Below are 14,686 nucleotides of genomic sequence, written 5' to 3'. Positions count from 1 at the left end.
CGGCGCCCGGCTGGAGTAATCGCCGGCCATCTGGCGCCGCTTGATCGACGCGTGTTTCGAGACCGGCCACGCCTATGGCAAATCCCTGCGCACGGTAAAATCCTGCGTCGCCTCCACCTGGTGCCGCTATGGGGTTCAGGACTCCACCGCGCTGGCGATCGCGCTGGAGGAGCGCTACAAGGGGCTACGCAGCCCGCACAAAATAAAAATGGCGGTCTCCGGTTGTACGCGCGAATGCGCCGAGGCGCAAAGTAAAGATATCGGGGTTATCGCCACCGAGAAAGGATGAAATCTTTATGTCTGCGGCAACGGCGGCATGAAACCGCGCCATGCGGATTTGTTTGCAAGCGATCTGGACCGCGACACGCTTATCCGCACTATCGACCGCGTGCTGATGTTTTATATCCGCACCGCTGACCGTCTACAGCGTACCAGCAGCTGGCTCGACAATATGGAAAGGGGGCTGGCATACCTGCAGGACGTCATTTTGCACGATAGTCTTGGCCTGGCCGGGACGCTGGAGCAGGAAATGGCGCACGTGGTGGCAAGCTATCAATGCGAATGGCGCACTACGCTTGCGCAGGCTGACCGGTTGGCGCTTTTCCGCCCCACGGTCAACAACGACAGGCCCGATGAGAATATCCAGTGGCAAGAGGGGCGGGGACTTCCGCCAATGTATTGGCGCGGGGGATCCTGGGGGACGTGGCCGGCGAACCGGTTGTGATTTCGCCGCTCTATAAAACAGCGGTTGCGGTTACGCGATGGTATTCGTGTGGAGAACGACCAGATCAGGGTCAATGCCTGGCCGGTGCGGATAAAAGCGGGCCACGTGCGGGTGGCAAACCGACCGGCGGCGGTTGTCGACGTCGAGCCGGAGGCGGTATGACGCGCTGCACCACCTGTCCTTATTGGGGCGTGGGCTGCGGCGTGCAGGTGACGCCCCAGCCGGACGGTGGAGTTACGCTTAGCCCCGATGCGCATCATCCGGCCAATTTGGGGCGCTTATGCGTGAAAGGGGCCGCGCTGAGTGACAGCTTGGGCCATGAGGCCGGCTGCTGCCGCCACGGGTGGATGGGGCGCCGGCAGACTGGACGCACGCGTTGGACAGCGTCGCCGACCGGCTGGGGGCGATTATTCGCCGCCATGGCCCGCAAACGGTGGCTTTTTACGCCTCGGGTCAACTGTTGATCGAAGATCATTATGTCACTAATAAATTAATGAAAGAATTCATCGGCACCGGCAATATTGACACCAATTCGTGCTTGTGCATGGCGTCGGCGGCGGCGGGCTATAAGCGCGCCTTCGGCGCCGACGCGGTGCCGTGCTGCTATGAGGATCTGGAACAAACGCAGCTGGCCATAGTCGCCGGCTCCAACGCCGCCTGGGCGCATCCGGTGGCCTGGCTGCGGCCGCTGGCCGCCCGTCAGGCGCGGCCCTTGATGAAAATCGTGGTGATTGATCCGCGCCGTACCGCCAGCTGCGACGAGGCCGACTTGCACTTAGCGCTGCGTCACGGCACCGACGCGGCGTTATTTGCCGGCTTGCTGCACTGCCTCCATCAGCAGCAAGCCCTTGACCTCAGCCTGGGGTCGCAGCTCAACGGCCTGAAGGAAACCCTTGCCGCGGCGGCGGCCTGGACCCTGCCCGCGGTGGCGGCGTTCTGCGGGTTACGTGAGGCCGATGTGCTGGCGTTCTATCAGTTATTCGCCGACAGTGAGTGGGCGCTGACGCTGTATTGCATGGGCATCAATCAATCGACCAGCGGCAGCGATAAGTGTAACGCCATCATCAACCTGCATCTTGCCAGCGGTAAAATCGGCCCGTGCCGGCTGCGGTCCCTTTTCCCTGACCGGCCAGCCAAACGCTATTGGCGGTCGGGAAGTCGGCGGCCTGCCGAATCAACTGGCCTGCCATATGGATTTCACCGACGAGAACGTTGACCGGCTGCGGCGGTTTTGGCACAGCGATCGGGTTGCCTCCGAGCCGGGCCTGAAAGCGGTGGCGCTGTTCGAGGCTATCGGCCGTGGCGAGGTGAAAACCGTTTGAATCATGGGCACCAATCCGGCGGTAATCTTCCGCGAGCACGCCGCTTTATCGGGATTTGAAAACACGGGCCGGCGAGCCTTTGATATCAGCGGATTAACGACCCTGAGCGACGAAGAATAGGATCGGCTGATGCCGGTGCAATGGCCGGTCAATGCTCGCCATCCCCAAGGACAGGCGCGTTTGTTCGGCGCAGGGCAATATTATCATCCCGACGGCAAGGCGCGGTTGATACCGATCCAGCCGCGACTGCCGGTGGCCAAAGCGGCGCCGCTTTGGCCGTTGCTGCTCAACACCAGCCGCACCCGCGATCAATAGCATACCATGACCCGCACGGGGCTGGTCAGCCGGCTGATGCAGCATCAAAGCGAGCCGTGGTGCGATGTGCATCCGACCGATGCGGCGCGCTTCGGCTTGGCGGAAGGGGACTTTGCGCGCATTCAGTCGGCGCAGAGCTGAGTGGTGGTGCGCTGCCGGTTGACAACGGATCAGCAGCCCAGTTGCGTGTTTGTGCCGATGCATTGGAACCGGCAATTTTGCAATATGACCAATATCGATCAATTGGTGGCGCCCCACACTTGCCCGCTCGCCGGCCAGCCGGAAAGCAAACAGACCGCGGTGCGTATCCAGCGCTGGGACTGCGACTGGCAGGGGGTGCTACTGGTGCAGCCGTTGCATCTGGAGGAAGATGTTTGGTGGAGCCGCGTGCCCTACGGGCCGGTCACCGTTTATCGGCTGGCGGGCCGCGGCGAGGCGGCCGACTGGTTTGCCACCCTTGCCGCCGACCCTGCCTTGCGCTATCAGCAGGCGCAAACGCCGGCGTGGTGGCATCGCCTCGGCTAGCGCGACGGCGCGCTGCAAATCGCCTTTTATGCCACCCACGGCGCGCAGCCGGTCATCGATATCCCGGCGGTGGTGGACGTTTTCAGCCGCATACCGGCACCGGAGGACAGACTGGCGCTGCTGTCCGGCCAGCAGGGGCCCCGCGGTGAAACCGCCGGACGCACGATATGCAGTTGTTACGGCGTCGGCGAGAAGCAGATAATGCAAGCGATTGACGAGGGGTGCAACACGGTAGATGCGCTGGGTAAACGTCTGCGCTGCGGCACCAACTGCGGTTCGTGTATACCCGAACTGAAACAGCTGCAGGCTTGACAGTCGGCCTGAGGAGGTGATGATGACATTATTAAGGGCACTGACGGCACCCGCGCCCGGCAAAGCTTCCGCGACCGGGACGGTCTGGCTGGTGGGCGCGGGGCCGGGGGATGCGGAGCTGCTGACGCTCAAAGCCCCACGCACTATCGACCTGTCGTCGGTGGTGGTCGACAGGCTGGTGTCCGACGATGGTTCTGGCGCTGATCCCGACGGCGACATTACGCATTGACGTCGGCAAGGCGCCCGGCCGACACGGCCTGAAACAACAGGATATCAATTGACTGCTGGTCGATTTGGCCTGTGTCGGTCGCCGGGTGGTGCGCCTGAAAGGCGGCGATCCCTTTATTTCCGGCCGCGGCGGTGAGGAAATGCTGGCGTTGCAGCATGCGGGGATCCCTTGCCAGGTAGCGCCGGGAATTACCGCGGCGGCCGGCTGCGCCGCCAATATCGGCATCCCCCTGATGCACCGAGATTGTGCTCAGGTCGGTGCAGTTCATTACCAGCCATGGCACATGGCAAAGAGGGCGCGCCGGCGCTAGATTGGGCGGCGTTGCGCGATCCGCGTCAGACGCTGGTGTTTTATATGGGATTGACCTGGAGCGCAGAGGTCAGTCGCGGGCTGGTTGAAAACGGCCGGGCGGCGCAATCGCCGGTGGCGATTATCGAAAACGGCACCCGCGTTGAACAGCGGGTCTTGCTGACTACGCTTGGCAGTCTAACACAGACGGTAGTGCGGGGAAAGCCCGTGTCGCCCAGCTTGCTGGTGGTGGGGGACGTGGTCAATCTTTACCAAAGGGGGGCCAGCGCACCGCACCACCCCGCTGAGGTCAGCGCAGAACCCCGGGTTGCCCAAGAGGCGTAATAGCCGCCTCAATCAGAGAAAGCGACAGTGGGCTGATTGCCCAGTGCAACGGTAAGGCCCTTTCCGCCGCGCCGCCGAGGTGGCGAACGGAAAGAGCAAAGCCCGTTACGCCTGCTGGAATTTACTTTTAGCGGCGTAACGTTTATGCAACTTTTGCAGTTTGGGCGGGATCACCGCCAGACAATAGCGCTTCTGCTGGCCTTCGCTTTGCCAATAATCCTGATGGTAGTCTTCGGCCGGATACCATTCGCCCAGCGGTTCGAGCGTCGTGACAATGCGGCTGCTGTAATCCGCCTGAGCACGTTGAACGGCCGCTTCGGCTTCTTGCTTTTGCTCGGGCGTGGCGTAAAACACCGCCGAACGATACTGGGTGCCGATATCGTTGCCTTAGCGATTGAGCTGGGTCGGGTCATGGGTGGCGAAGCTGATATCCAGCAATTCCCCATAGCTATCCTGGCCGGGTCGAAACCGACCCGGGTAGCTTCCGCATGGCCGGTCTCGCCAGTGCAGACCTGCTTATAGCTCGGGTGGGGCACCGTACCGCCGGTGTACACGCTCGTCACCGATTCCACGCCGATGACATCTTTAAACACCGCTTCGGTACATCAAAAACAGCCACCGGCGATGACCGCATATTCGATTGCCATACATTAACTCCTGCTTTTTGTCTTAAGGCATCATGTTACTGTAGCAAAATACTTGCGCGGCGGGCAGAAAGTTCGTCTTGACGTGCTCATGCGGCGCGCGATTGCGCAGGTTTCAGCCGGCTGCAGCGCCGCGAAAAAAAGCGATTAACGTCTGGCCTACCGCTGCCGGTTGCTCCTCGGGTAAAAAATGGCCCGAATGGGGAATGGGCACGCAGCTGACCTGACGGGCGTTCGCCCGCAGTGGCGCGGCCATATCCGCCATTGAGCCATAATCGGCGCTCATCGCCAGCAACGGCGGGACCAAGGTACCGGCGGCGCAAAAACGGCGATTTTGCTTGGCGCTGGTCGTGGCCGCCTGATGCCAGGCGAGACCGGCGCGCAGCGCCCCCGGGCGGCTAAAGGTGCGCAGGTATTCGTTGATGTCAGCCTCGCTGAAACTTTGCGGATTAACGGCTTTGCGGCGCAAAAACCACGTCAGATACCCCCCGTTCCCGGCCGGTGATGAGACTTTCCTGCAAATCATCCAGAGCATGAAACACGAAATGCCAGGTGTGCCAGGCCTGCGCCGGGGCAATAGGTAACGTGTCCGGCAAGGTGACGCTGGCATTCCCGGCGTCGAGCAATGCCAGCCCTTTTACCACCGTGGCGCCAAACAGCAACATATAAGGGAATGCGACCCAGGCGCCGACGTCATGGGCGGCCAAATAAGCAAGGGCCGACCTTCTACTGTTGCAGGAAATCATACAGTCGGCGTGCGGTGGTCTGGGTATCATAGCCGTCCGCCGGCAGGTCGGAATCGCTTTGACCGGGCAAATCCGGCACCCATAAGTCGAAATGTTCCGCCAGCAGCGGCAACGCTTTGCGCCACGCACATACCCGCTTTGCGGGAAGCCCCCGCCAGCAACACCAGCGCGGCGGCGGGCCTGCCGCCGCCGCGCAGATAATGCCAGCGCAGACCGTTAACGGTTGCAAAATGGTGGCTGAAGCCGGGCAGGGTGGCATCGGGTGGCTGATAGGTTTGGCCTCGACGCGCCGAACGTCGTTAAGAGGGGCGGTGGACACGGCAACTCCTATGATTGATGAGGGAGGTCGCGGCCCGCTGCGCCGCCGGCGGCAGCCGGTCGCGAAAATGAACCTGTGATATCAATATAGGAAATGATCGCTTCCTATTTAAGTGCTTTTCTCGCACGCCTTTTCCTCGGGTGGCGATAAACGGTGTGCCCGCTCACAGATTGGGGTTTTAGCGCACACCACCGGTGCCTTGCGGCGCCCTAATGTTTAACTACATGTTAATTATAATTAAGAAAAGCTTTTTTTCATCGCTCTGTGTCGTCGTTTTCATCAGCACTGCCGCTACGGCGCAAACCTTGCCGGACGGTTATTCCCGCCGATTATCAGAAAACCGTCGCCACCGCGAAAAAAGAGGGCCGTCTCGTCATCTACTCCACCACCGATAGCAAAGCCACCGGCCCGCTGCTAAAAGGATTCGCCGCCCGCTATCCGCAGATTAAGGTGGAGTACAACGACATAAACAGTACCGAACTTTATAATCGTTACATCAGCGAGCAAGCCGCCGGCGGCACCAGCGGCGATGTGATCTGGAGCTCGTCGATGGACACCGCGCTGAAACTGGCAAGCGATTACGCGCTGCCCTACGCGTCAGTGGAAAGCGGCAAAATCCCCCCCCATGGGCGGTATGGCAACAAAAGGCCTACGGCACCACCTATGAACCGCTGGTGTTTGTCTACAACAAGCGCCTTATCAAACAAGACGAAGTGCCGGGCAACCATGAAGCCCTTGCACAGTTGATTTCCAGCCAGCCGGACAGATTTAAAAACAAAGTCACCACCTATGATATTGAGAAGTCCGCATTAGGTTTTATGCTATCGGTCTATGATCGCAAAGCCGATCCCCGCTATTTCACGAATCTGGCCCGTATTGCCAAAGGCGGTCTGTCGGTGCAGTTCTCCACCGGTACCATGCTGGAGCGCACCCCTTCCGGCGAAAATCTGCTCGGTTTTAATATTCTTGGCTCCTATGCCGAAACCCGCGCGAAAGACGACCCCGCCCTAAACATCGCTTGCCCCGATGATTACATTCTGGTGCTGTCGTGGGTGATGTTCATCAGCGGCCAGGCTGAAAACGCCAATGCGGCCAAGGTGTGGCTGGATTACGTGTTGTCCAAAGAGGGGCGGGCCATTTTGGCCAATCAGTCCGATATTCCATCGTTGCGCAACGATATCGAGGGCAATAATGATGTCGACGGTTTGACTAAGCGGTTAGGTAAAGCCCTGCGTCCCATTGCGGTAAATGAAAGCTTGCTGGCGTATCTTGCGCAGGATAAGCGTCTGGATCACATCAAACAGGGCGCGCGGCCTGCCGTAGCGCGCCCCTGCCGTCATGCCTGATGAGAGGATGCTGTGTCCGCTTTGCGCAGAAAAGGACAATCGCTGCCGCGTGCCCTGGTCGTGCTGATTGCCGCACTGGTGATCTATGTGTTGCTGGCGTTTATTGTCATCCAGAGTTTTCTCTCCGCGCCGTTTTTCGTGGCCTCCAAAGTCTTTAGTCTCGAAGCCTTTCGCTTTATTTTTGCCGACACCGATTCCTAGCGGGCGCTGAAAAGCGGGTTGCTGCTGGCGTTCGGGCTGGTGGTGATTGCCATTCCGTTGGGGGGATTCTGGCGTTTTTGATGGTCCGCACCGATTTGTCCGGCCGGCGCATTATTGAACCGTTGATCTTGGTGCCGGCATTCGTTTCGCCGATGGTGCTGGCCTTTGGTTATGTGGCGGCGGCGGGGCCGGTGGGGATTTTTTCCCTGTGGGCGCACAGGCGGCTGCTGGGCTTTACCCCGTGGAATATCTACGCCATGAGGAGCATTGTGGTTATCGCCGGTCTGACCCATGTGCCCCATGCTCATCTCTATATCTCCTCGGCGCTGAGAAGCCTGGGTTCCGACGTCGAGGAGGCGGCGCGTACGGTCGGCGCTTCGCCGCTGCAGGTAATGTTCGCTATCAGTTTGCCGATGGGGCGGCCGGTTATTTTGTATGCGGTAGTCTTGCTGTTTTTCGTTGGGCTGGAGGTCTTTGGTCTGATGCTGGTGTTGGGCGATCCCGAAGGGAATCTGGTGCTGACGACCTATCTGTATCAACTGACCAACAAGCTCGGTACGCCGTCCTATCATTTGATGGCCGTGGTGACGGTGGCGGTGGCAGCGGCGCCTATTGTAACGATGCAAACGATTCTGGACTAATTTGCATTCAATTCTAGACTCTCGATAAGCTCAAAATTTAGGTATTTTGGACTGTCCAGAATTGTTTGCAAATTGACGCATTGTCACTTGAGTGTTGCCTAACTTACCTGTAAGAACTTCAAAAGATGCATGGATGCTATGTATAGCTAAACAAGCTATAGCCGTTGCTCAAAGTAGGCACTGAACTATTGCTGTGATAATTATATCACTATATTGATGATGCCTTTCCTCTCAAGCTGGAAATCAATGTACGTTTTCGTATAACATCCCAGCCCTTACTTGATGTTTAGTGAATGCCGTCAGGGACTGCAGCAGTGGCTTAAAATCGATATCTTAGGCAGTTCTACGCCTTAATTTGAAAGGCTCTTAATTCGCACTGATAGGTTACCTATGTTTAACAAGTTTATGAACATTTTCATGCTGAAATATCAATAATAAATGTCATGTTTTAAATGAATTTTAGCAGGGTGGGAAGAAGCAACTAGCAAAGAGTATCGACAGTGTTTTAATGAGTACGCTAAGAGTTTTCTGGTTTACCCCGATGTACTGGATTACTCTCATTCAATAATGCTCCGTAATGAGCGGTATACTGAGTTAAAACTGACTCAGTGGGAACATCATTGGGGGCATTATGTTCGTAGGATGATAAATCGATCGCAAATAATTTACCAAAGTAAAGATATGAACGTCTACCGATTATCTGAGATAAGATAATCCTTTTAATGTCACATGATACAACGTTTTTATTGCCATCTAAGATAAAAATCTTTCCGCAACGCATAGAGAAAATTTTTTTAATTGCCAATAATTTATTATTGCGCATTATACGGTTTGTATTGCAAAAAATCCTGATAAAATAGAAATGTCTTCTAAGGTCAGAAATACACAAAAAAGGAAATCAAAAAAATTCCTTTCTGAAGACGATGAAGTAAAAAACATTGATGAATTATCAACAGATGCTCTGATAGCTATTTATTGTCATCTAACAAAATTACGGTGGGGCGCACCCCCTGTAGATAAAGATATTCTAGGAGAATTTATAGGAAAAATAAGGGGTAAGCTATGGGGTAATGTCCTAATCTTTAATGGTGAACTTTGTGCATTTCTCTTTATTCTTAAAGAGAATTTTCCTGATTGGGTATCATTTGAATTTGTGCATACAAGCCTTGACCTAAAATTAAACAACCTGTCGGTTGGCTCTGTCCCCACGTAGGTTAACTTGGCATCAGCAAGTACTTATTGCAACGATGCTGGAAAAAAATGTATTACTCATTCGGTGCACCGACCCGTAACTATAAGCTTCCATAGTGCAATACTAAGCCGTTAGGACGTAAGATATATACATAATAACTATTTTACTTTGACTACCTTACTAACTGTAGGTCGATAATGGTTAAAACAGCATGCCCATCCTAAATTTTAAATTGCAGCAACTAACTCATTACAATGAGTTCTTTTGGTTTTTTTGCTTCGTCACCCAAAGTATAGGACGGTGAAACGCTTTTTTGGGATAATCTGGAGAAAACTTCACGCATCTCTGGAATATCATTGATAGAAATTATAATTTTTCCTTGGATACTATGAGCTAGTTGTGCCATTTTCTTATATTCGTCAAATGCAAAGGTAACGCCCTAGCCCTGCGTTTTCCAGTAGGGTGGCTCAAGATAAAAGAGCGTGTGTGGGCGGTCATACTTCTCTACGCAAACTTGCCAACCTAAATGTTCAATTGTTACTACCGATAAGTGCAAATGCGCCAAGGAGCTGCTCTTCAAGCCTGAGCAGATTAAGCGCTTGTGATCGTCCCGCTGAAGTACCAAACGTCTGCCCAGCAACTTTACCACCAAATGCAAGATGCTGCAGATAATAAAATCGCGCAGCGCGTTGAATATCTGTCAACGTATCCGATGGGGTTTTGTGGTGTCATTCAAACAGTTGTCTACTGGTTAATACCTATTTAAATTGTCGGACAAACTTCTCCATATGGTGCTTTACGACACGATACAGATTGATTAACTCTCCGTTAATATCGTTGAGCCCTTCAACTTTTGAAGGGGTTTTACTGAAAAACAGAGCAGCTCCGCCACAAAAAAATTCCACATAGCACGTGTGTTCCGGGAAAATCGGCAATATATGTTTGATAAGTCGCCGCTTGCCTTTAACCCAAGGAATAATCAAAGAAGGCACTTTACGCCCCTTGCTGTGGCATTTCCGGCCACAGAATATCAGATACCTGATTAACATCAACGCGATTAAGTAAAACACGATATTTTTTCCAGGCATGAAATTGCGCACTTTCTTCCCCCGTCCGAATATCAGTCTCAATTGCATATTCCAGTAGCTGGATAATTCTTTGAGCATCCTTATCTAGCCGGTTTTTCTTCAACTGAGCGTCATTGATCTCCGCCGTTTTTTTGCGTGGCGGGGTCGTTGATCCAAGCGAGACCATCCCATTTGAAAAAATCACCTTCTGGGGCTAACGGCGTCGCGTTATCAGGAATTGCTTCAAGCGCGTTTATTTTTATAGCTTGTCCTGTTTTTGCACAAAATACCACTTGTCCTCGGTGGTCTTCCAGCTGATGCCACTTATTTTCTTTCTCACTAAAAACCAAGCAAAAATCATCTTTTTTTCTGGTAGCTCAATGCGCCTGTACAGTAAGCTGGTAATCCTATACCAGGGGAAAGCCATGCGTTGCCTTTGCCAATGAATTCTTTTGTATCAGCAATATAATTAAATACAGTAATGGTTTTTGCGATGTCTGACGGATTAAAATCCATGATTAAGCTAGCCTCACGATATAATTAAAAGCAATATTTTTAACCGTGTTTTCACTATTTCCCGTTGGCGTGATTGAAACGACATGCCCGTGTGAGCCAATAGCGACAGTATGTGAATGAGCTCCTATGCCAATAATATGATTGTGTGCGCCTATTCCAACAGAGTGAGTATGCCCACCGGCACTATGTGTGGTTTTATTGTAATCACCATAAGAAACCTGAGCATCCACGCAATGAATCCAGGTACTGTCGCCACTTGCTTGCGCTTTAGCGGTATAGTTATGCGTATGATTGGCATTATGGCTGGTGGTCTTTGTGCCATAATCAAAAACGCTGGTTTCTTTATTGCCATGGTTAAAAATACTGGTATTTTTATGCCTAAATCCGTATCCGATACCACAGCTCCGTGACTGTGAGATTTGACGCCATCCTGCTCTTGACTCAGGATTGAGCGCCCGTTTTCAGGCTTGCCTTTGATCATCCAGCCACGTATATCAGGAATGATCCCTGATGGGTAAGCCATTGCCAATTTCGGATATTTACTTTTATCAAACGTTTGTCCCTGCATCAGGTCATAACCTGCAGGAATGTTATCCGACGGCCAGGCGATAGGGGTACCGACAGGTAGAATACTGGCACTGGTCTCTGCCACAATACTTGTTGCAATGGCTTTAATTGCCGCCAGTAGCTGTGTCGACTGGCTGCCATCGGGCTTCATGCCCACTAGCCAGAATATTTTTATGCTCCGTCTGGGTGTCAATCATCGCGCCCCGCATGGCATTCAGCCATTTGGTGTGCACCACCGTCTTCTCGGCACCGGTAGACGGGTCACCATCGTGGAACAGGCCATCGGTGCTCTCAACGGACGAAATAATCTCTTTCATTTAAGGTGTCCCCCGTCATTATCGTCTGTGCTGGTGATTCAGCCAGGTTCAGCGCTGAACGCATTACGGTTTTCAGTGCCTCAATCTCTACCTGCTGCGCTTTCACTCTCGCGGACAGGTCTTTTATTGCTTTAATCAGCAAGGCGGATATGCTGCCATAGGCAACGACTTTTACATTCTTGACAACGGTGTTATCACTCTCATGGTAATCCCCCAAATTACCTACTGCCCCAGGCAGGACCTTTTCCAGCTCATCGGCTATCACACCCGCCTGACGATGTTCGGCAAGGACATACGTGTAGCCCGTCAGCGTTTTGATTTTTGCAAGGCTATTTTCTATTTTCGCAATATCGCTTTTTATCCGCCGGTCCGAGTTATTTTACCAGTCCCCTGCATGGCATAAGCGCTACCGTCATCCTTAAAAAGGAACCACTTAATGTTACCGCCACCGCAATTAATAATAAGGCGATGTTTATAATGACTGCCCACCACATCGGCACCGTAAAATTCCGTGCTCATGGGATTGCCTGGATAAGGGTAATAGCGGCATTCACCTGAACGTGTCTCGTTACTGCTTTGCCCCCGCCCATAAAAATGGAGAATATCCGTGAGATGGCCGCCACCGGATAGCGAGACGGCTTTGCCAAAGATCGCTCCGCCACTGGCGGTCAGCTTTCCACCCACTTCAAGGTCTTGTACCCAATGCAGGCGCTGAGTATTCCATTCGCAGGTCTTGACGTTGTTGGCGTACAGCGCCACGTTGCCTTTGCCATTGGCAATCAGCCCTGAATCGCTGTCGCCGACATTGACCGAATGGGTGATCTGCAGACTCCCGTTAACCGTGCCACTGGTACGTTTGTCCAGTGCGTTTTGTGCCTGTTCAACGGTATTTTTTAACCCTAGATTGGCCACGAACGCCGCCTTATCTGAGATATCCGCGCCGTTGTTTTTTCCTAAACAGGCTGCGTTTTTCATTCTCCTGCCGGGCTTGCGCAATCAACCCCTTGATGGCCTCGGCCAGCTGGTTATGTTGCGCCGGATTGGGCTGCATTCCGGCGGCCGTCAGAATATTTTTCTGCTCGATCTGGGTATTGATGACCGCCCCCTGCATGGCGTTCAGCCACTGGGCGTAGACCACGGTCCCCCTGACGTCGCCGGACGGGTTGCCGTCATGAAACAGCCCGTTCTCGCTGTCAATCGGCGCGATAATATCCTTCATGGGCGCGTTTTCTCCCTGTAGTTAAACAGCACCTGGGTGTGCGCGGGTTTCAGGTCCTTAAACAGCCCTTCAATCAGGTTCTGCCCAAAGGTCAGCAGCCTTTCCCCGGCCACCGAGCTACCGGCGCGGAAGCGGTAGACCGGCACCTGTGCGTCATCGATATTGACTATTCACAGCCAGATAATCTCCGGCACCCAGATACGCTCGCCGGCCCGGCCAATACCGGCGCGGAACGGCTCCGGCTCGTCGATGATGACGCGGTAACCCAGCAATTTGGCCAAGCTGATAAAGTATTGCCGGCTCAGGCCACCAGTGGCATTAATCCTGGCCAGTACTTGCTGGCGACGCTGCTGTAGCGTCATGCTGCTGTCGGGGGAAATTTCCAACATCCGCTCCCAGTCGACCAGCAGCCCGACTGCCAGAAAGGGCGTGATACCGTCAGCCACTTCGCCGGCGCAGATTTCCAGCTGTGCCAGGCTCTTCCCCTCGGCCTGCAGTTCGACACCGAGTCGCTTACCGGTCAGCGCATAGCTTTTCGGTGGCAGCAGGGCACTGAGAAGCTGCGCGTAATTGCGGCTGTCCATGGCATTTTCTCCACTGTGATGGTGCCTGCGCGTATCCACTGCACGGTCTGCTTGTTCACCACCGGTACTACACATTGGCGCTGGGGGCAAGCAACTGGGGTAGTCCGCCACGCCAACCACCTCGGATATCAGCGCCCCCAGCTGGGTTCTGACCGCCACCTCACCGGGGGCCAGGCGGTTAAAATAGTCACTGAGCGGGGTCGTAATCTATTTGCGCGCAGCCTCCAGCGTCAGATTGCTCAGGCTGACCTGGGCCGTGATATCGGCTTTCACCACCTCGGGTGGCCAGTACCAGACAGTCTTTCGCGGTGACCGGGCGCATCTCGTCAAGGTAGCGCTGCAGCATTTTAAGCGTCTCCGGCGGACGGCAGGTCGTTATGGGTGACCATCACCATATTCACCCCGTACCGTAGCCCCGGCGCAGCGGGTAGCCATGGGCTTCGGTGACGCCGGGCAAAGACACCGCCCAGCGATGGTAATCGTATTGATTGCCGCCCGCCGACGGGCGGCGTATCACCTTCAGCAGACGCACCAGCAGGGCGGCGTCGGATCCGGCCTCGCTGCCGCCGACCATGCGGGTGACAGTGACGTTGCTGTCAACACTGGCTGGGGCCATCAGAGCGTCCCTGGCGTATTGTCCGCCAGATTGCCCTGGGTACCGCTTTACAGCGCGTGGGTGGGCAAGGTCAGGCTGCCCGGCGTCTATCGTGCCCGGCGCGGTGGTCTGGTAGCGCTGACGGCTGCCGGTGGGACGCAATTGCAGTAGGCCGGTAATGTTTGCGCCGGGGTTGCTGGTCAGGCGTACTTCGCCGCCGGCCGGGGTAGCTGCTTTTTTCGACGGCAGGTTGCGCGTGCAGGCGTGCATTACCAGATAGTCATGGTCGGCGGTGCCGGGAACATTTTCCGCACTATCCACAGCTGGTGCTGGTATAGCCCCTGCAGCGCGCTGGCAATGTCGTTCGCGCGCACCGCGTAGTCACCTGTCGGGACCGGTATCAGCGTCCGGCAACTGGTTGCGGATATCGTGCAAGAGCGTGTCGGCAATCTCGGTATGGGTGGGGGTGCTGTGCGCCATGGCGATATTCCGTTTAAATGACCTTTACCGGGTGAGTAAAGGTTTGCAAATTTTGTTGGCGGCCACGACGTCGATATGTAGCCTCAGGTCACCTTGTGCCGGACAGCTGACTCCGGACGTCAATGCGGCGGGCGTGGCTATCGGCCAGCAGTGGTTGCAATGCCTATTCGGCATATTGCTGAGCCAGTCGCC

16 protein-coding genes and 8 pseudogenes are annotated in these 14,686 nt (G+C 54.8%); 10 read left to right on the top strand and 14 right to left on the bottom strand.

Going from position 1 to position 14,686, the window contains the following annotated elements; translation table 11 throughout:
* Nucleotides 1–22: 22 nt before the first annotated feature.
* From ACTBDU_RS12825 to ACTBDU_RS12800, 6 genes and pseudogenes are all read left to right on the top strand, one after another.
* Nucleotides 23–886, top strand: a pseudogene (locus ACTBDU_RS12825) (nitrite reductase (NAD(P)H) small subunit); the annotation flags it as partial.
* A pseudogene (locus ACTBDU_RS12820) lies at nt 883–2,886 on the top strand (molybdopterin oxidoreductase family protein). The pseudogenes ACTBDU_RS12825 and ACTBDU_RS12820, both read left to right, overlap by 4 nt.
* A gap of 69 nt (nt 2,887–2,955) precedes the next feature.
* Nucleotides 2,956–3,198, top strand: a complete 243-nt coding sequence (locus ACTBDU_RS12815; RefSeq protein WP_438806718.1) for a (2Fe-2S)-binding protein — start codon at nt 2,956–2,958, stop codon at nt 3,196–3,198.
* Nucleotides 3,199–3,214: 16 nt separating this feature from the next.
* Nucleotides 3,215–3,427: a hypothetical protein gene (locus ACTBDU_RS12810; protein ID WP_438806717.1), complete on the top strand. Its 213-nt coding sequence runs from the start codon at nt 3,215–3,217 to the stop codon at nt 3,425–3,427.
* 85 nt (nt 3,428–3,512) lie between these two features.
* Nucleotides 3,513–3,737, top strand: coding sequence for an SAM-dependent methyltransferase (locus tag ACTBDU_RS12805; RefSeq protein WP_438806721.1), 225 nt, complete (start codon nt 3,513–3,515; stop codon nt 3,735–3,737).
* Nucleotides 3,704–4,060: a uroporphyrinogen-III C-methyltransferase gene (locus ACTBDU_RS12800; RefSeq protein ID WP_438806716.1), complete on the top strand. Its 357-nt coding sequence runs from the start codon at nt 3,704–3,706 to the stop codon at nt 4,058–4,060. The genes ACTBDU_RS12805 and ACTBDU_RS12800 overlap by 34 nt, the downstream gene beginning before the upstream one ends.
* Nucleotides 4,061–4,165: 105 nt before the next feature.
* Here ACTBDU_RS12800 and msrA read toward each other — a convergent pair.
* Both msrA and ACTBDU_RS12790 read right to left on the bottom strand, forming a co-directional pair.
* A pseudogene (gene msrA, locus ACTBDU_RS12795) lies at nt 4,166–4,653 on the bottom strand (peptide-methionine (S)-S-oxide reductase MsrA).
* Nucleotides 4,654–4,819: 166 nt separating this feature from the next.
* Nucleotides 4,820–5,701, bottom strand: a pseudogene (locus ACTBDU_RS12790) (alpha/beta fold hydrolase).
* Between the two features lie 332 nt (nt 5,702–6,033).
* Here ACTBDU_RS12790 and ACTBDU_RS12785 point away from each other — a divergent pair.
* The 3 genes and pseudogenes from ACTBDU_RS12785 (at nt 6,034) to ACTBDU_RS12775 (ending at nt 9,170) form a co-directional block, all read left to right on the top strand.
* Nucleotides 6,034–7,115 (top strand): annotated as a pseudogene (locus ACTBDU_RS12785) (ABC transporter substrate-binding protein).
* 12 nt (nt 7,116–7,127) lie between these two features.
* A pseudogene (locus ACTBDU_RS12780) lies at nt 7,128–7,951 on the top strand (ABC transporter permease); the annotation flags it as partial.
* An 817-nt stretch (nt 7,952–8,768) separates the two neighbouring features.
* Nucleotides 8,769–9,170: a hypothetical protein gene (locus tag ACTBDU_RS12775; protein ID WP_438806720.1), complete on the top strand. Its 402-nt coding sequence runs from the start codon at nt 8,769–8,771 to the stop codon at nt 9,168–9,170.
* Between the two features lie 220 nt (nt 9,171–9,390).
* Here ACTBDU_RS12775 and ACTBDU_RS12770 read toward each other — a convergent pair.
* The 12 genes and pseudogenes from ACTBDU_RS12770 to ACTBDU_RS12715 all read right to left on the bottom strand — a co-directional run bounded on the left by ACTBDU_RS12770 (nt 9,391) and on the right by ACTBDU_RS12715 (nt 14,335).
* Nucleotides 9,391–10,141: pseudogene (locus ACTBDU_RS12770) on the bottom strand (DNA adenine methylase).
* A gap of 1 nt (nt 10,142) precedes the next feature.
* On the bottom strand, nt 10,143–10,403 hold the full coding sequence (locus ACTBDU_RS12765) for a tail fiber assembly protein (RefSeq protein ID WP_438806719.1): 261 nt from the start codon (nt 10,401–10,403) through the stop codon (nt 10,143–10,145).
* On the bottom strand, nt 10,348–10,566 hold the full coding sequence (locus ACTBDU_RS12760) for a hypothetical protein (protein WP_438806722.1): 219 nt from the start codon (nt 10,564–10,566) through the stop codon (nt 10,348–10,350). The genes ACTBDU_RS12765 and ACTBDU_RS12760 overlap by 56 nt, the downstream gene beginning before the upstream one ends.
* Before the next feature lie 7 nt (nt 10,567–10,573).
* Nucleotides 10,574–10,732, bottom strand: a complete 159-nt coding sequence (locus tag ACTBDU_RS12755; RefSeq protein ID WP_438806715.1) for a hypothetical protein — start codon at nt 10,730–10,732, stop codon at nt 10,574–10,576.
* 2 nt (nt 10,733–10,734) lie between these two features.
* Nucleotides 10,735–11,357: pseudogene (locus ACTBDU_RS12750) on the bottom strand (phage tail protein); the annotation flags it as partial.
* Between the two features lie 46 nt (nt 11,358–11,403).
* Complete coding sequence (locus ACTBDU_RS12745; RefSeq protein ID WP_438806714.1) at nt 11,404–11,616, bottom strand: hypothetical protein; 213 nt, start codon at nt 11,614–11,616, stop codon at nt 11,404–11,406.
* The gene (locus ACTBDU_RS12740) at nt 11,591–11,881 is read right to left on the bottom strand and encodes a hypothetical protein (protein WP_438806713.1); all 291 of its coding nucleotides are present in this window, start codon (nt 11,879–11,881) and stop codon (nt 11,591–11,593) included. Before ACTBDU_RS12740 ends, ACTBDU_RS12745 begins: the two co-directional genes overlap by 26 nt.
* A gap of 92 nt (nt 11,882–11,973) precedes the next feature.
* Nucleotides 11,974–12,528 carry a hypothetical protein gene (locus tag ACTBDU_RS12735; protein ID WP_438806712.1) on the bottom strand — a complete coding sequence of 185 codons (555 nt, stop codon included), beginning with the start codon at nt 12,526–12,528 and terminating at the stop codon, nt 11,974–11,976.
* 10 nt (nt 12,529–12,538) lie between these two features.
* The gene (locus tag ACTBDU_RS12730; RefSeq protein ID WP_438806711.1) at nt 12,539–12,835 is read right to left on the bottom strand and encodes a hypothetical protein; all 297 of its coding nucleotides are present in this window, start codon (nt 12,833–12,835) and stop codon (nt 12,539–12,541) included.
* A complete protein-coding gene (locus tag ACTBDU_RS12725) occupies nt 12,832–12,981 on the bottom strand; it encodes a hypothetical protein (protein ID WP_438806710.1) in 150 nt (49 codons plus the stop codon). The genes ACTBDU_RS12730 and ACTBDU_RS12725 overlap by 4 nt, the downstream gene beginning before the upstream one ends.
* A gap of 24 nt (nt 12,982–13,005) precedes the next feature.
* Nucleotides 13,006–13,578, bottom strand: coding sequence for a putative phage tail protein (locus tag ACTBDU_RS12720; protein WP_438806709.1), 573 nt, complete (start codon nt 13,576–13,578; stop codon nt 13,006–13,008).
* A gap of 238 nt (nt 13,579–13,816) precedes the next feature.
* Nucleotides 13,817–14,335: a baseplate J/gp47 family protein gene (locus tag ACTBDU_RS12715; protein WP_438806708.1), complete on the bottom strand. Its 519-nt coding sequence runs from the start codon at nt 14,333–14,335 to the stop codon at nt 13,817–13,819.
* A 157-nt stretch (nt 14,336–14,492) separates the two neighbouring features.
* Here ACTBDU_RS12715 and ACTBDU_RS12710 point away from each other — a divergent pair.
* The coding region (locus tag ACTBDU_RS12710) for a hypothetical protein (protein WP_438806707.1) at nt 14,493–14,686 on the top strand (194 nt) is incomplete at its 3' end.

The sequence above is a fragment of the Sodalis sp. (in: enterobacteria) genome, assembly GCF_051710625.1.
Lineage (GTDB): Bacteria > Pseudomonadota > Gammaproteobacteria > Enterobacterales > Enterobacteriaceae > JBPESN01.
Note: the sequence above shows the minus strand (reverse complement) of the source record. Positions and strands in the feature narration are given on the sequence as shown.